Raw genomic sequence first — 16,179 nt, 5'->3', positions numbered from 1 at the left:
CAGCAATGGTTAGCTGACAGCAAGCCCACACGGCTTGCTGTCTATTTGAGTTATTCAGCCAATATCAAATCCACTGCCTTCTCGGCCAGCATAATGGTTGGGGCATTGGTGTTGCCGCTGGTGACCTGCGGCATCACCGAACAGTCGACCACCCGAAGCCGTTCAAAGCCATGCACTCGTAGCTGCAAGTCGGTCACCGAGTCATCCGTATTTTGCCCCATCCGGCAACTACCCACTGGGTGATAGACCGTCTTGCAGAAGTTGCGCACAAACTCCTCCATCTGCGCCTCATCGTTCACCCATGCCGGTTGTGGCATCAGCAGATCTTTAATCAGCGGCTTGAGAGAGGCGGTTTCCAGGAAGCACAGGCCAAATTTCACCGCGCGAATGCTGCCCGCCAGATCGTCTGGATGACCAAGGTAGTTGGCCTGTAGCTTGACGGGATCGGCGGGGTTACGGCTACGTAGTTGCACCTGGCCGCGCGCTTTGGGTTGCAGATAGCCGACCTTGAGCGACATACCGTGGATCGCCGGTAGCGGTTCGCCGGGCACGTCATCCCAACTGTCCAGTATCGGCAGGAAATGCACCTGCACGTCTGGCCTGCCATTGCCGAGGGAATCGGCGAAGGCGGCACCTTCCAGCACGTTAGAGGTCAACACGCCGCTGCGAAACGCCAGCCACTCTGCACCGTGGCGTAACGCCTGTAATCCCCGGTCGGCACCGAACAGGCTGACAGGTTCGCGGGTGCTGACGTTAATCGACATATGCAGGTGATCGTGGAAGTTTTTGCCCACCGGCAGATCGGCCAGCGGCGTAATGCCTAACTGCTCCAGATGTTCGCGCGGGCCGATGCCGGACAGCATCAGGATCTTTGGTGAGCCAACCGCCCCGGCGCTGAGGATCACTTCCTGGCTGGCGCTGGCGGCGATCTCATTGCCACCGTTCAGGCTGTAGACCACTCCAGTTGCCACGTTGTTTTCGAAGGTGACGCGATGCACCAGCGCGTTGAGTTTCACCACTAGCCGCGAGTTATCGCGCACGGCTTGCAGATAGGTGCGGGAGGTGCTGGCGCGTTCGCCATTGTGGGTGGTGGTCTGGTAGAAACCTACGCCGTGCTGATTTTCACCATTAAAGTCGTTGCGGTAGGGCAGATCCAACTCCTGGCCTGCGCGGATAAACGCCATGCTGAGCGGATGGCGGTAGCGGTTCTCGCTGACCGGCAGCAGCCCCTCATTGCCATGATACTCATCCGCCAGGCTCTCATTGGCTTCGGCGCGTTTGAAGTAGGGCAGCACGTCCTGATAGCTCCAGCCGGTACAGCCATACTGTTGTGCCCAGTCGTCGTAATCCTGCGGTTGGCCGCGCAGATAGATCATACCGTTTACCGAGCTGCTGCCGCCCAGCACCTTGCCCTGAGCGATCTGCATGCGGCGATTATTGGCGTGCGGCTCTGGCTCGGTTTCATACGGCCAGCTTTTCTTGGCGATGATCTTGGCTACCCCGGCGGGCATTTTGATAAACAGATTATTGTCGTCGCCGCCGGCTTCCAGCAGCAGGATGCGGGCCTGGGTACGGCGGATGAGCTGTGCTGCCAACACGCAACCCGCTGAGCCTGCGCCAACTATGATGTAATCGAAGTTATTTTCTGACATGACCGTTCCCTGTGCGTGATGGTTAGAGACTGTCATGGCAGAGTAACCCAGAGGAAGGGTAGGTCAATTTCTAATCGTTAATTTATTAACGAATATCACAATAAATTTACATCTCAGAATTAATAATCAGTTTAACTGTTTGAAATATATAATTACCGTGCGTTTTTTTGAATGATGTTGATGTTAATAATGTTGAGGTTGAGTGGCCTCTCACCCCAACCCTCTCCCACAGGGAGAGGGAGCTAGCCCGGAGTTGTGAATAGGGGCAGTGTAGAACTGTGACTATGGAAGCAGAGGGTGCTGATACGAAGTTACAGTCAGGCGAAGGAGCAAAATCGTGGCACATTCGGTCCCCTCTCCCTGTGGGAGAGGGTTAGGGTGAGGGGGATTGCGGAGGTTAAAGCGTTTTCAGCATGGTGACTTCGCAGTCGCCGTGGCCGGTATTGCCCATGGCATGATCGATATGCTCGAAGCCCAGATGTTCATACAAGCCAATTGCCTGCTGCAACGTGGCGGTGGTTTCCAGATAACAACGGCTGAACCCCTGCTGGCGGGCAAACTCCAGCGCCTGCAGCGCCAGGCGTTTTGCCAAGCCTTTACCACGTAACACTGGCAGGAAATACATTTTCTGTAATTCGCAGACGTCGATCTCACCGCCTTGCAGCGGTGCAACGCCACCCCCACCGGCAATCTGACCGTCTATCTCCACCACCCAGTAGGCACTGCGCGGTTGGCTATAGAGCTGGAACAAGGCGTCCAGATTGGGATCGGAAACGGTATAACCCTTATCCGCCGTCAGGCCATGCTCGGCGGAGACTTCGCGAATGACGTGAGCAATCGCGGCGTTGTCCTCGGCCGTGATTGGGCGTACCAGAAGACGCACTGGGGTGGCTGTTGTCATGTTTACACTCACCATCAAAGGGAACCTGAAGGGCCCCGGAATTTCGTTGTTATTACGGAATGTACCGCATTAATGATACTTTGTAATAACACTTAAGCCTGGCCCTTGGCAATGCCGATAAAAAAACAGCGGGGAAAAATCACCCGCTGTTTTTGATCGGTAGCTCGCAGATTACAGCGCGGCGATGGTCGCCTGCTGTTCTTGCAGCTTCAGCTTGCCTTCTTTGCAGGCTGCCAGACGCTCACGCTCTTTGGCCACCACCGCTTCCGGTGCGCGAGCCACAAAGCCTTCGTTGGACAGCTTGCCTTCGATAGACGCAATCTCACCATCCAGCTTGCCCATCTCTTTCGACAGGCGCGCGATTTCCGCATCCTTGTCGATAAAGCCAGCCATAGGGATCAGCAACTCGGCACCGTCCACCAGCTTGGTGACAGAAACCGGGCCTTTCTCGCCCGCAGGCAGCAGGGTGATAGAGCTCAGGCGCGCCAGGCGTTCGATAAAGCTCTGGTTTTCCTGTACGCGGCGTTGGGCATCACCATTGGCGTTACGCAGCAGCACTTCCAGCTGTTTGCTTGGCGCAATGTTCATCTCGGCGCGGATGTTACGCACCGCGATGATCGCCTGCTTGATCCATTCCAGATCGTTCAATGCCTGCTGGTCTTCCAGCGCGGCGTCGAAGGCCGGGAACGGCTGCAGCATGATGGTGTCTGCGGTTTCACCGGTCAGAGGCTTGACGCGCTGCCAGATGGTTTCGGTGATAAATGGAATGATTGGGTGCGCCAGGCGCAGCAATGCTTCCAGCACGGTGATCAGCGTATTACGTGTGCCACGCTGTTCCGCTTCGCTGCCGTTGATCACGACCGGTTTGGTCAATTCCAGATACCAGTCACAGAACTGGTTCCAGGTGAATTCGTACAGGATGCCCGCTGCGATATCGAAGCGATAGGTGTCCAGCGCCTCACGGTAGGCTTTCACCGTGCGGTTGAATTCGGCCAGGATCCAGCGGTCGGCCAAGGAGAGCTGCATTTCGCCACCGTTGAAGCCGCAGTCGTGCGCTTCGGTGTTCATCAGTACAAAGCGGCTGGCGTTCCACAGCTTGTTACAGAAGTTGCGGTAGCCTTCCAGGCGCTTCATATCCCAGTTGATGTCACGGCCGGTGGAGGCCAGTGCTGCCAGGGTGAAGCGCAGGGCATCGGTGCCGTGCGGTTCGATGCCGTTCGGGAACTGCTTCTCGGTGCGCTTGCGGATTTTCTCTGCCAGCTGCGGCTGCATCATGTTGCCGGTACGTTTCTCCAGCAGGTCTTCCAGCGAGATACCGTCAACCATATCCAGCGGATCGATGACATTACCCTTCGACTTGGACATCTTCTGCCCTTCGTCATCGCGGATCAGGCCGGTCATGTACACGGTCTTGAACGGAACCTGCGGCTTGCCGTTTTCATCTTTGACGAAGTGCATGGTCAGCATGATCATGCGGGCAATCCAGAAGAAGATGATGTCGAAGCCGCTGACCAGCACGCTGGTCGGGTGGAAGGTCTTCAGATCTGGAGTCTGCTCTGGCCAACCCAGCGTCGAGAAGGTCCACAGGCCGGAGGAGAACCAGGTATCCAGCACGTCTTCGTCCTGGTTCAGTGCCACGTCGGCACCCAGGTTGTTTTCGCGGCGCACTTCTTCTTCGGTGCGGCCAACGTAGACTTTGCCTTCGGCGTCGTACCAGGCCGGGATGCGGTGGCCCCACCACAGTTGACGGGAGATACACCAGTCCTGGATATCGCGCATCCAGCTGAAGTACATGTTTTCGTACTGCTTAGGCACGAACTGGATCTCACCTTGCTCAACCGCTTCCACCGCGACTTTCGCCAGCGGCGCGGTACGCACGTACCATTGGTCGGTCAGCATTGGCTCGATAACCACGCCGCCACGGTCGCCGTAAGGCACGGTCAGATCGTGAGGTTTGATCTCTTCCAGCAGGCCGAGTTCGTCAAAGGCGGCAACCACGGCTTTACGCGCAGCAAAGCGCTCCAGGCCACGGAACTGCTCTGGCAGTTCGCCGCTGTAGGCGGTGCTGGCTTCACCCAGGGTGTCGAACACCTCGGCCACTTCGAGGATGTCACCGTCGAAGTTCAGGATGTTGATCATCGGCAGGCCGTGACGCTTACCCACCTCATAGTCGTTGAAGTCGTGCGCCGGGGTGATTTTCACGCAGCCGGTGCCCTTCTCCATATCGGCGTGCTCGTCACCCACGATGCGGATGCGGCGGCCCACCAATGGCAGAATGATCTCTTTGCCAATCAGATCTTTGTAGCGTGGATCTTCCGGGTTTACCGCTACGCCGGTATCACCCAGCACGGTTTCCGGACGGGTGGTGGCTACTACCAGGTAGTCTTTGCCTTCCGCCGTTTTTGCCCCATCGGCCAGCGGATAGCGCAGGTGCCACATGGAACCTTTGGACTCGCGGTTTTCCACTTCCAGATCGGAGATGGCGGTGCGCAGTTTTGGATCCCAGTTCACCAGGCGTTTGCCACGGTAGATCAGGTCTTCTTTGTACAGGCGGACAAACACTTCTTTCACCGCGTTGGACAGGCCTTCATCCATGGTGAAGCGCTCGCGCTCCCAATCCACGGAGTTGCCCAGACGGCGCATCTGGCGGGTGATGGTGCCGCCGGACTCGTCCTTCCACTGCCAGATTTTGTCGATAAACGCGTCGCGGCCATAATCATGGCGGGTTTTATTTTCTTCTGCGGCGATCTTGCGCTCAACCACCATCTGGGTCGCGATACCGGCATGGTCGGTACCGGCTTGCCACAGGGTATTTTTACCCTGCATGCGCTGGTAGCGGGTCATGGTGTCCATGATGGTCTGCTGGAACGCGTGGCCCATATGCAGGCTGCCGGTAACGTTCGGCGGCGGGATCATGATGCAGAAACTTTCCTGGCTGGTATCGCCATTCGGTTTGAAATAGCCCTGGCTTTCCCAGTGATCGTACAGCTTCTGTTCGATCTGGGTTGGGTCATAGGCGGTATCGAGATCGGTGTTGGTCTTTTCCATTGTTATTTCAAGGTTCAGTTAGTTGGCGGCGTGGCCGTGGTCAAATGGAAGCCGACGCTGCGATAGGCTTTGTAACGTTCGCGCGCCAACTGTTTCAAGGTGTCTTCGTAAGGGACGAAGTCTACCACTTCATGGAAAGCAGTAGCAAAATCTGCAAACTGCGGCAGCAGGGCGATCAGCAGATCGCGCGGGGCGTTGCCGCGTTTGCCTGGCCAGCACAGCTCGACCGGCGCGCCAAAATTTGGCCCTTCGCCTGCCAGGTTGTGCGGTACAAATTGGTGTGGCTCACGTTGCCACAGGGCTTCGTCCAGCCGCTGGGCCTGCTCCTGGCTTTCACAGGCGATCAGCACCCGCTTGCCAGCGCGCCATCTTTCGGCGGCAACGGCACAGGCCACAGCCTCGTGTGCACTGAGCGCACCAGCGGGTTCTGCGTGTTCAAGAAGGTAGAACGTTGCCTGTTTCATGATTCAATTCACCGTGGCCAAAAAATGTAAGGGCACAGCGTGCTGTGCCCTCGGTGATTATACCTGAATTACCGCGCGGATTTAATCGTCGCCGTTTAGACCAGCACGATTGAGCAGGAACTGCGCCAGCAGGGCTACCGGGCGGCCAGTGGCCCCTTTGGCCTTGCCGGAGCGCCAGGCGGTACCGGCGATGTCGAGGTGCGCCCAGCTGTACTTGCGGGTAAAGCGTGAAAGGAAGCACGCGGCGGTGATGGCACCACCTGGGCGGCCGCCGATGTTGGCCATATCCGCAAAGTTGGAATCCAACTGCTCGTAATACTCATCGCTCATCGGCAAGCGCCACGCACGGTCACCCGATTGCTCGGAAGCGCCGATCAGTTCGTGAGCCAGCGGGTTGTGGTTCGACATCAGGCCGGTGATGTGATGGCCCAGAGCGATCACGCAGGCACCGGTCAGAGTGGCGATATCAATTACCAGCTCTGGCTCGAAACGTTCCACGTAGGTGAGGGTATCGCAAAGTACCAGGCGGCCTTCGGCGTCGGTGTTCAGCACTTCTACCGTCTGGCCCGACATGGTGGTCAGCACGTCGCCTGGGCGATAGGCACGTCCGCCCGGCATGTTTTCACAGCCAGCCAGCACGCCGATCACGTTCAGCGGCAGGTTCAGTTCTGCCACCACACGCATGACGCCGTATACGGTTGCCGCACCGCACATGTCGTATTTCATCTCGTCCATGCCGTCGGCCGGTTTGATCGAGATGCCGCCCGAGTCGAAGGTCAGCCCTTTGCCTACCAGCACGATCGGCTTAGCGTCCGGGTTAGGATTTCCCTTATATTCCATCACCGACATCAGCGATTCATTTTGCGAACCGGCACCGACCGCCAGATAGGCGTTCATCCCCAGCTCTTTCATCTGCTGTTCGCCGATGACGCGGGTGGTGATGTGGGTGCTGAAGGCGTCGGCCAACTGACGAGCCTGTGAGGCCAGATAACCGGCGTTACAGATGTTTGGTGGCATATTGCCGAGATCTTTGGCGGCCTTGATGCCGGAAGCCACGGCCAGGCCGTGTTGGATGGCACGTTCACCGCTGGTCAGTTCGCGGCGGGTTGGCACGTTGAACACCATTTTACGCAGCGGGCGACGTGGCTCCACCTTGTTGCTCTTCAACTGATCGAAGGTGTAGAGCGTTTCTTTGGCGGTTTCTACCGCCTGGCGCACCTTCCAGTAAGTATTGCGGCCTTTGACGTGCAGTTCGGTCAGGAAGCAGACGGCCTCCATGGAACCGGTGTCGTTAAGGGTATTGATGGTTTTCTGGATCACCTGCTTGTACTGGCGTTCATCGAGCTCGCGCTCTTTGCCACAGCCAATCAGCAAGATGCGTTCGGAGAGAATGTTCGGCACATGGTGCAGCAGTAACGTCTGCCCGACTTTGCCTTCCAGTTCGCCCCGGCGCAGTAGTGCGCTGATATAACCATCACTGATTTTGTCGAGCTGTTCTGCGATAGGTGACAGGCGGCGTGGTTCGAAAACACCAACTACAATACAGGCGCTGCGCTGTTTTTCCGGGCTACCGCTTTTTACACTGAACTCCATGCACTCTCCTGAATCTTAAAGACAACGACGAAAGCTACGGCTAGAATGATCTGCTCCGCCAAGATCTTCCGTCATTGAGTTAACTAACTAGGTTAACCTGAACGGCGTAAACGTTCTGTTTTGGCTACTATAGGTCTGTTCCTATAGGAAGGCCAAACAGCTTGATGTTCTAATACTATTTTAGCTGTGAAGGTTGCCACATGATGAGAAAAAATGGCGGATTAGCGATGAAACTATCGATTTTCCTGCAAAAAGACAAGTTTTCACAGGCGTAATAAGCGTGATCATCATTAGATATCTGGTACGGGAAACGCTGAAGAGCCAAATTGCCATCCTGTTTATCCTGCTTCTGATCTTCTTTTGTCAGAACCTGGTCAGGGTGTTAGGTGATGCGGTCGACGGCAATATCCCGACAAATTTAGTCTTATCCCTGCTTGCATTGGGTGTGCCGAAGATGGCGCAGCTAATCTTGCCCTTAAGCCTGTTTCTTGGCCTCTTGATGACGCTTGGACGGTTGTATACCGAAAGCGAAATCACCGTTATGCACGCCTGCGGTCTGGGGAAACGGACCCTGATCATTGCCGCTATGGTGTTGGCGATCTTTACCTCGGCGGTGGCTGCGGTAAACGTCTTCTGGGTCGGGCCATGGGCGGCCAGCCATCAGGATGAAGTGATTGCCGAAGCCAAAGCCAACCCCAGCATTGCCGGGCTGGCTGAAGGGCAGTTCCAGCCCTCACAGGATGGTAACGCCGTGTTGTTTGTCGGCAGCGTAAAGGGCAACACTTTCAACGACGTGTTCCTGGCACAGCTACGCCCGAGTGGCAACCAACGCCCTTCGGTGGTGGTGGCCGAGCATGGGGTGATCAACCAGGGCCGCGATGGATCGCAGGTCGTCACGCTGGACAAAGGCACCCGGTTTGAAGGCACCGCGTTGCTGCGTGATTTCCGCATTACCGACTTCACCGACTATAAAGCGGTTATCGGCCACCAGTCGGTCACTATCGATAACACCCAGTCTGAGCAGATGTCGATGCGCACGCTGTGGGAATCGAATGAACCGGATGCGCGCGCCGAATTCCACTGGCGTTTGACGCTGGTCGTTTCCGTGGTGCTGATGGCGCTGCTGGTGGTGCCGCTTAGCGTGGTCAACCCGCGCCAAGGCCGAGTGCTGAGCATGTTGCCAGCGATGCTGCTGTATCTGATCTTCTTCCTGCTGCAGACCTCGCTGCGTTCCAATGCCGGTAAGGGCAAGCTGGATCCGCTGGTGTGGATGTGGCTGGTGAACCTGGCGTACTTCGCGATTGCTCTGGCACTTAACCTGTGGGATACCGTGCCGATGCGCAAGCTGCGTGCACGCCTGAGAGGAGCGGCCTGATGTTTGGTGTACTGGACCGTTATATCGGTAAAACGATTTTCAACACCATCATGATGACGCTGTTCATGCTGGTTTCGCTTTCCGGCATCATCAAGTTTGTCGATCAGCTGCGTAAAGTCGGGCAGGGTGAATACTCGGCGCTGGGCGCGGGGGTCTATACCCTGCTCAGCGTGCCAAAGGATATTGAGATCTTCTTCCCGATGGCGGCGCTGCTAGGGGCATTGCTCGGTTTGGGCACCCTGGCTACGCGTAGCGAACTGGTGGTGATGCAAGCTTCTGGCTTCACCCGGCTGCAGATTGCTGGGTCGGTGATGAAAACCGCTATTCCGCTGGTCTTGCTGACGATGGCAATTGGCGAATGGGTGGCACCGCAGGGCGAACAGATGGCGCGTAACTACCGTGCGCAGCAGATGTACGGTGGCTCGCTGCTCTCTACCAAGAGCGGCCTGTGGGCGAAGGACGGCAACGACTTTATCTACATCGAACGGGTGGCGGGTGAAAAAGAGCTGGCAGGCGTCAACATTTACCACTTCAACGATCAGCGCCGGTTAGAGACGGTTCGCTATGCCGGTAGCGCAGATTTTGAAGACGGCGCGTGGCAGCTTTCGCAGGTGGATACTTCCGATCTGACCAATCCGAATCAGGTCACCAGTACCCAGACGCTGACCGGAGTGTGGAAAACCAACCTGACGCCGGATAAGCTGGGCGTGGTGGCGTTGGATCCGGATTCGCTTTCCATCAGCGGTCTGCACAACTATGTGAAGTACCTCAAGCAGAGTGGCCAGGAGGCCAGCCGTTATCAGCTGAATATGTGGAGCAAGATCTTCTCGCCGCTGTCGGTGGCGGTGATGATGCTGATGGCGCTGTCATTTATCTTTGGCCCGCTGCGTAGCGTGCCAATGGGCGTGCGAGTGGTGATCGGTATCAGCTTCGGCTTCCTGTTCTACGTGCTGGATCAGATCTTCGGCCCGCTGAGCATGGTGTACAGCATGCCGCCAATTCTGGGTGCCCTGTTGCCAAGCTTGCTGTTCCTGTTGATCAGCCTTGTTTTGCTGCTGAAGCGGAAATAGTCAGGCCCAATAGACTGGGCCTGTATGCAAATCAAAGCCGCGATGTGTTAAGTCACCGCAGCAGAGGAAAGACGGGTGGGAGAGATCCTACCCGTTTTTTGCTTAGAGTGCTGAGGCGCTAGAAGGGAACAGTGCAAAGGCTTCGCTGCAATCGTAAGGCTCTTCGGATCCATTACGGTTATCCAGCACTTCAAACTCTGCGGCACCGTTGTCCGCGGCTTCCAACAGCAGATCCGCCAGGGATACCGGGCCAGGTCCCATCAGGATCTGGGCATAAGAAGGCGCTGCAGGGATGGTTGCCGAGGCTTTGCTAGCCAACTGTGGTGAACTGTCAAACACGGTGTTATCGAGCACAATATTTCTTAATGGCAGATCCTGGCCATCAGAGCTGAAGCCGCGTAAGGTGACCCGAACGTTATCTCCGTTATAAATGGAGTCTGGCGTATCCACATAGTGGTAATTCTTGATGGTGACATCTTGAATATCGGGGTAGGCCTGGCCGGTCTTTTTGCTGTAGTAGGTATCTATGGTCAGCGCTTCCTGAGCGCGGCGGATGCAAATGCCATCATAGTTGATGTTCCTCACTTCTCCTCCAACGCTCATATCGGTTTTGATACGCACGCCGACGGCAAAGTCAGCATCATGACCGTCAATGCTCATATCCCGAATTTCCACGTCTTTGACCGCGCAGTCGGTTTCACTGCCGATTGACATGCCATGGGTGAAGTAGAGGCGGTTATGTAGAATTTTGACGTTGCTGACGGTGTAAATCGGCAACTGCCCTGCATACTTTTCGGCAATCGGTGGGACACAGGCATTGCTGCTATGGGCTTTGATGGCGATACCGTCATCACCGGTACTGATGTGGTTATAGGCAATCAGGACATTCTGCGATTGGCCAGGATCGATCGCGTCGGTGTTCTTGGTCGTATCCGGGGTAAAGCAGGTGCTTGCCCGGGTATAGTTAGGGGAACCCGATGTCGCAGGGGTTGTCCCTTTCGGGCAATCATAGCCTGGAACCGTATAGGCCAGTGAAGGAGTTAACACCTTCACGCCCCAGACGACCACTCCATTGACCCCACTGGGGACAAAGTGGAATTTGGGCGCATTCTGTAAGGTGATCTTATACAGCGTGAAGTTCTGGCTGGTCGGCTTGGCGGAATTCTTGTTGGTGACCTGAATTAGCCGCGGGTTGTTCTGATTGGCACCGGAAACGGTTTTGGTTAATGCGCCCACATCCCACCAGGTTAGGATATCGGCATATTTTCCGCTGGTGAGCACTGCTCCCCCTCGTCCGTCGATAATACCTTCGCCAATCACGCCGCTGTTTATCGTATCGGTGGCGGTAATCAATGCGTTACAGCCATTATCGGCACTGGCGGTTTCGCCGCAGTTATTCTTACCGGCAATCTGGTAATCCACCGGGCTACGTGAGGCAAACAGGGTGATCCCTTGATCTACCCAGAGCGTGACGCCACTTTTTAGTGTAAGTGGGCCGCTCAAGAACGCATTCTCTTCGTTACTGCCAGCGACCAGTTTAACGGCACCGGTGGTGCAGGCGTCGATCGCGGCTTGAATACGTTGGGTATCGGGTTGGGAATTATTCACGTCAGCATCAATGGCTTCATCCAGTAGCCCTTTGGCATTCTGGTTCAGTTCGGCTGAGAGTGTTTGGCAGACTTCAGGCATTACCGGTTCTTTCCCGGCCAATTCGGGATCGTTAAGGGCAGAGGCTGGCCAGGCACCACTGCGGTCAGCGACAGGCTTCTCAGGTTCTGGGGGGACAACGGGTTTAACTGGCTCAGCAGGAGAGGCGACACTACCATCCGAGTTATCACAACCCGTCAGGGCCAGCAGAAAAATCGCCATAGCTGATAATGACTTGATATTTCTTTGCATGATTTATCCCTAATAATGAAACAGCGTTCCGAAATTAGATATTGTCTTGCAAAATACGTGACTGCAACTATTACATATCTGGATTATGCAGCGTCGAATCATTAGCCAGCATTACTTATTGATGGCGTCAATCAGCCCCCAACAGTGCAACATTGCCGCTGCGCTGCAAGGGGCTGAGATCTTACATCTGCGAGAAGATATTCATAATGACGCCACCGCCGATGATCAGCGCCATGGCGAAGATGGCAGGCAGATCCGGTTTCTGCTTGTAGAGCAGCATGGAAACGAAGGTCACCCCGACGATGCCAAAGCCGCACCACAGGGAGTAGGCGACGCCCACCGGGATAAACCCCATCGCCTTGGTCAGGGCAAAATAGCACAGGCAGTAAGCGCTAATCACCAGCACCGAAGGCCCCAGCTTTTTAAAGTTGTTGGTTTTTTTGATCATCGAGGTTCCGGTGATTTCTGAACCGATCGACAGAGCCAGCCACAAGAAGCCAATATTAAACATAGTTGATACCCTTATTCTTCGGAGGAGCCCATTTTGGAGAAGAGGTTCATGATCACGATGCCGCTGGCAATCACGATCATGCCGATAATGGCTGGCATATCAGGGTGCTGGCCGTAAAACACCATACCCAGGCTTGAGACCAGTAAAATCCCGGTGCCTGACCAGGTGGCGTAAGCCAGGCCGACAGGAATGTATTTCACCGCGTTGGATAACGAGTAATAACAAACGCAATACAGCACTACGATCAAGCCGAGTAATAACGTCTTGGTGGTACCTTCGCTGTTATCAAACATTTTTAAGGTAGAGGTGGCCGAGGTCTCGGAGAAGATGACCAATAACATCCATACCCATGCTTTTGCCTTGGTAGACATAGAGTTCGCTCCTGATTAATAATTATTGATATAAAATTAAAATTTGAGACTTATATTAATTACCCCTCACCCCAACCCTCTCCCACAGGGAGAGGGAGCTGTTAGTTCCTGCTCTTTTGGCAATTAAGAGGTAATCTCAGCAAACTCGATCGCCCACTTATCCAAGGAGCGTCACCGAGTTTTCAGATCCACCCGATCGCCCACTTATCCAAGGAGCGTCACCGAGTTTTCAGATCCACTCGATCGCCCACTTATCCAAGGAGCGTCACCGAGTTTTCAGATCCACCCGATCGCCCACTTATCCAAGGAGCGTCACCGAGTTTTCATATCCACTCGATCGCCCACTTATCCAAGGAGCGTCACCGAGTTTTCATATCCACTCGTTCGCCCACTTATCCGATGTGTTTCACCGAGTTTTCAGATCCACTCGATCGGTCCCCTCTCCCTGTGGGAGAGGGTTAGGGTGAGGGGCCTCTCTTCGGGGTAAATGTCCTCACCCGGTTGTGTATTATTTTTTCCCTCGGCTATATTCCAATGCCAAATCGGTCAGCTTGGCTCCCGGTGGTGAACGACCATTGAGCCGCTTGAGTTCGCTAAGCGTTACGTAGGCCTGCGTCGGTGCTGCCAACGGCTCCGTAGCTGCGGGCTGGGCCGATAACATCCGATCCAACGTACAGAGCTCAATGCCCTGTGCTGCCAGCTTTGGCAGATAATCTGCCTGTGGGGCGCGGCTCAGGCCTTTCAACTGATTTAATTCGCTGCTCGGGTTGCAGTTATAATCCAGCGCCATAATTGGCCTGCCGTTCATCCTGGCCAGATGAATAAACCGCGCAGTGTCAGACTGTAATAAACCGTTGGCCACTTCTGCCGCCGTTGCGAAATCGAGAAAAGGAATTAATATCCGCTCAATATTATCCAGCGCGCCGGTTTGACTGATTTCCGCCAGCGAAGTTATTGGCCCAAGTTGGCTCCAATCTGCTTCTGCGTGAAACTGCCGGGCATTATCGCTAAACAGGATCACCGGCGAGAACGCCTGGCAGTGCTGCAAGCGCGCGCGGATAATCTCGTGGTAGCCATCCGCGGCGGTTAACAGCACCAACGCCCGTGGCCGCATCCGTGAGAGCACTTCACTGACCAACTTATCGATGACTTCACGCTGCATCATATTTGCCGCCTTAGGGAACGATAACCACGTTGTCACCGGAAGCCAGCCCGGCGGCGTTGGCTTCATCGGTATCAATGTGCAGTTCCAGCGCAAAGCTGGCTTTGATCCGCACGATGACTTCGTCAAAGATCAGCCCACGCACGCCAGCCGCTTTCACCCGCACCTTCTGCCCGTTCTGCACGCCCAGTCTGGCGGCATCCTGCGGATTCATATGGATATGGCGCTGGGCACAAATCACCTGTGAATGCAGCGAAACGTAGCCCGCCGGGCCAGCCAGCATGGCGTCACCGGAGGCGTTCAGATTGCCGGATTCGCGTATCGGAGCCTTCAGCCCCAGGGTAAAGCAGTCCGCCTTGGAGATTTCCAACTGAGTACATTCGCGCGCTGGCCCCAGCACCCGCACCTTGGAGAGCGAGCCTTTTGGGCCGACGATCATCACGCACTCTTTGGCGGCGAACTGCCCAGGCTGGCGTAGCTCTTTGCATGGCGTTAGCCGATAGCCCGCACCAAACAGCGTTTCAATGTCCTGCTGTGACAGATGGACATGCCGGTTAGAGACCCCAACCGGGATGGCGATGCCGGTGGGAGAAGCATAGTTCTCTGCCAGGTTATGGCGGATCCTTTCCAGTAACGACTCATTAAACATACTGTTATTCCTACCCGATCTCAGAAGCTGTACGGTTATTTAGACTCTTTCTTGCCGCCGGTGCGGGCGGGTTTATTGTCGGCAACAGGGGCTTCGACTACCGGCGCTGCGGCCTCTGCCTGCGGGGCGGCCACTTCTGCTACTGGCGCAGGTGTTTCTTGCTGTACCTTGGCAGCTGGTGGCATAAGCTCCTTGCCTTTCAGCCCGGTCAGCAGCGCGACAACCTGTTTTTCCGGGCGGGCAATCACCAACTTGCCTTTGATAAACGCCGGTTGCTTGATCACTGCCACACCGCTGTCGATGGCGGTTTTCACCGCGCTGATTTCGCCGGCAAAGAACACGCTAACCAGGCCGGAACCAATCTTCTTGTATCCCAGCACCGTTACCGCAGCGGATTTACAGGCCGCATCGGCCGCATGGATCGCGGCGGTCAGGCCATAGGTTTCAATCACTCCCAGGCTTAAGTTCATCTCAATCTCCTTAGTGCCTTACCAGGCGGATATCAAAGTCAAAGCGCTGGAAAAAAGCCGCCAGTTGGTCCAGTTCTTCATTGCTGTAACTTGGGTCGTCTTTGACCGGATAGATCATGTCGAGCCGCTGGTATTTGTTTTTACCCAGTTGGTGATAAGGCAAAACGTCGATGCGGCTGATATTGCCTTTGCGTGCCAGGGCCATGACATAGTCAATGGCACCGGTGATGGCATCGTAAGAATCGTTATAGCCGCGTACCAAAGGCATGCGCACCACGATATGGCTGCCCAGTTCCACCAGGCGCTCCAGGTTTCTTTTTACGCCCTCGTTGCCAACGCCAAATAACGCTTTATGCCGTGCGCTATCGATATGCTTGATATCGAACAGGAACATATCGGTGCAGGTCGCCAGCTTTTCATAATTGGCTAAAGTGGTGGTGCCATTGGTTTCGATGGCGGTGTTGATCATCTGTTTTTTGCATTCGGTCAGCAGCGCGGCCGCAAAGTCGGTTTGCAGGCTCAGTTCGCCACCGCCCAGGGTGACGCCACCGCCAGAGGCATGATAGAAATCGACGTCCTGCAGGATGATATCCATCAGCTCCTGCACCGTGACGTCCTTGCCCATGATGTCCAGCGCGCCAGAGATGCAGACTTCTTCGCATTTGCGGCAACCGATGCAGTCTATGTTGCGATCGAGGTGGTGCTTGAGATCGCCTTGTGCATTCTGGATCTGGGAGTGGATCCCCACCGGGCAGACGCTGACACATTGCCCGCAGTCAACGCACAAATCATGTGAATACATCACCTGGAAATTGCTGGTGAGCCCCTCGGGGTTGGCGCACCAGGCGCAGAGGATGTTACAACCTTTGAAAAAAATCAGGGTGCGAATACCGTCTCCGTCGTAGATCGAGTATTTCTGGATATTGAATATCCGACCCTTTTTCTCCAGCGTGTTATCCATACTATTTTCCCCTTTCTTCGAAGGCTGATGGGATAAGACATCCCTGTCTTATC

At 55.4% G+C, this 16,179-nt stretch carries 14 protein-coding genes; 2 read left to right on the top strand and 12 right to left on the bottom strand.

All coding sequences use genetic code 11. The annotated features are described in order from the left end of the window. Positions 1-50: 50 nt before the first annotated feature. From ACX9GU_RS23925 to pepA, 5 genes are all read right to left on the bottom strand, one after another. Positions 51-1,652, bottom strand: a complete 1,602-nt coding sequence (locus ACX9GU_RS23925; RefSeq protein WP_473193149.1) for a GMC family oxidoreductase — start codon at positions 1,650-1,652, stop codon at positions 51-53. 397 nt (positions 1,653-2,049) lie between these two features. Continuing rightward, positions 2,050-2,553, bottom strand: coding sequence for a GNAT family N-acetyltransferase (locus ACX9GU_RS23920; protein WP_473193148.1), 504 nt, complete (start codon positions 2,551-2,553; stop codon positions 2,050-2,052). A gap of 171 nt (positions 2,554-2,724) precedes the next feature. Next, entirely contained in the window at positions 2,725-5,601 is a 2,877-nt protein-coding gene (locus ACX9GU_RS23915) for a valine--tRNA ligase (protein ID WP_473193147.1), read from the bottom strand. 14 nt (positions 5,602-5,615) lie between these two features. Continuing rightward, complete coding sequence (locus ACX9GU_RS23910) at positions 5,616-6,065, bottom strand: DNA polymerase III subunit chi (RefSeq protein WP_021179113.1); 450 nt, start codon at positions 6,063-6,065, stop codon at positions 5,616-5,618. 81 nt (positions 6,066-6,146) lie between these two features. Continuing rightward, positions 6,147-7,658, bottom strand: a complete 1,512-nt coding sequence (gene pepA / locus ACX9GU_RS23905; RefSeq protein ID WP_024486368.1) for a leucyl aminopeptidase — start codon at positions 7,656-7,658, stop codon at positions 6,147-6,149. A gap of 280 nt (positions 7,659-7,938) precedes the next feature. On the opposite strand from pepA, the gene lptF reads away from it, so the two are divergent. Further along, positions 7,939-9,033: an LPS export ABC transporter permease LptF gene (lptF, locus tag ACX9GU_RS23900; RefSeq protein ID WP_473193146.1), complete on the top strand. Its 1,095-nt coding sequence runs from the start codon at positions 7,939-7,941 to the stop codon at positions 9,031-9,033. After that, positions 9,033-10,103, top strand: a complete 1,071-nt coding sequence (gene lptG, locus ACX9GU_RS23895; protein WP_473193145.1) for an LPS export ABC transporter permease LptG — start codon at positions 9,033-9,035, stop codon at positions 10,101-10,103. Before lptF ends, lptG begins: the two co-directional genes overlap by 1 nt. Before the next feature lie 102 nt (positions 10,104-10,205). Here the strand turns inward: lptG and ACX9GU_RS23890 are convergent, their stop codons facing one another. The 7 genes from ACX9GU_RS23890 to cutD all read right to left on the bottom strand — a co-directional run bounded on the left by ACX9GU_RS23890 (position 10,206) and on the right by cutD (position 16,126). Next, complete coding sequence (locus ACX9GU_RS23890; protein ID WP_473193144.1) at positions 10,206-12,002, bottom strand: glycoside hydrolase family 28 protein; 1,797 nt, start codon at positions 12,000-12,002, stop codon at positions 10,206-10,208. Positions 12,003-12,183: 181 nt separating this feature from the next. Further along, the gene (locus ACX9GU_RS23885) at positions 12,184-12,513 is read right to left on the bottom strand and encodes a DMT family transporter (RefSeq protein WP_021179117.1); all 330 of its coding nucleotides are present in this window, start codon (positions 12,511-12,513) and stop codon (positions 12,184-12,186) included. Between the two features lie 11 nt (positions 12,514-12,524). Further along, a complete protein-coding gene (locus tag ACX9GU_RS23880; protein ID WP_024529409.1) occupies positions 12,525-12,884 on the bottom strand; it encodes a DMT family transporter in 360 nt (119 codons plus the stop codon). Between the two features lie 508 nt (positions 12,885-13,392). Continuing rightward, positions 13,393-14,049 (bottom strand): hypothetical protein, encoded by a 657-nt coding sequence (locus ACX9GU_RS23875; protein ID WP_473193143.1) that lies wholly within the window; start codon positions 14,047-14,049, stop codon positions 13,393-13,395. Between the two features lie 10 nt (positions 14,050-14,059). Then, positions 14,060-14,695 (bottom strand): phosphate propanoyltransferase, encoded by a 636-nt coding sequence (locus ACX9GU_RS23870; protein WP_473193142.1) that lies wholly within the window; start codon positions 14,693-14,695, stop codon positions 14,060-14,062. Positions 14,696-14,730: 35 nt separating this feature from the next. Then, the gene (locus ACX9GU_RS23865; RefSeq protein ID WP_284122116.1) at positions 14,731-15,165 is read right to left on the bottom strand and encodes a BMC domain-containing protein; all 435 of its coding nucleotides are present in this window, start codon (positions 15,163-15,165) and stop codon (positions 14,731-14,733) included. A gap of 10 nt (positions 15,166-15,175) precedes the next feature. Further along, positions 15,176-16,126 carry a choline TMA-lyase-activating enzyme gene (gene cutD, locus ACX9GU_RS23860; protein WP_121555176.1) on the bottom strand — a complete coding sequence of 317 codons (951 nt, stop codon included), beginning with the start codon at positions 16,124-16,126 and terminating at the stop codon, positions 15,176-15,178. Positions 16,127-16,179: the final 53 nt, after the last annotated feature.

Source organism: Serratia sp. K1WW1 (genome assembly GCF_055790865.1).
This window is presented reverse-complemented; position numbering and strand designations above follow the sequence as displayed.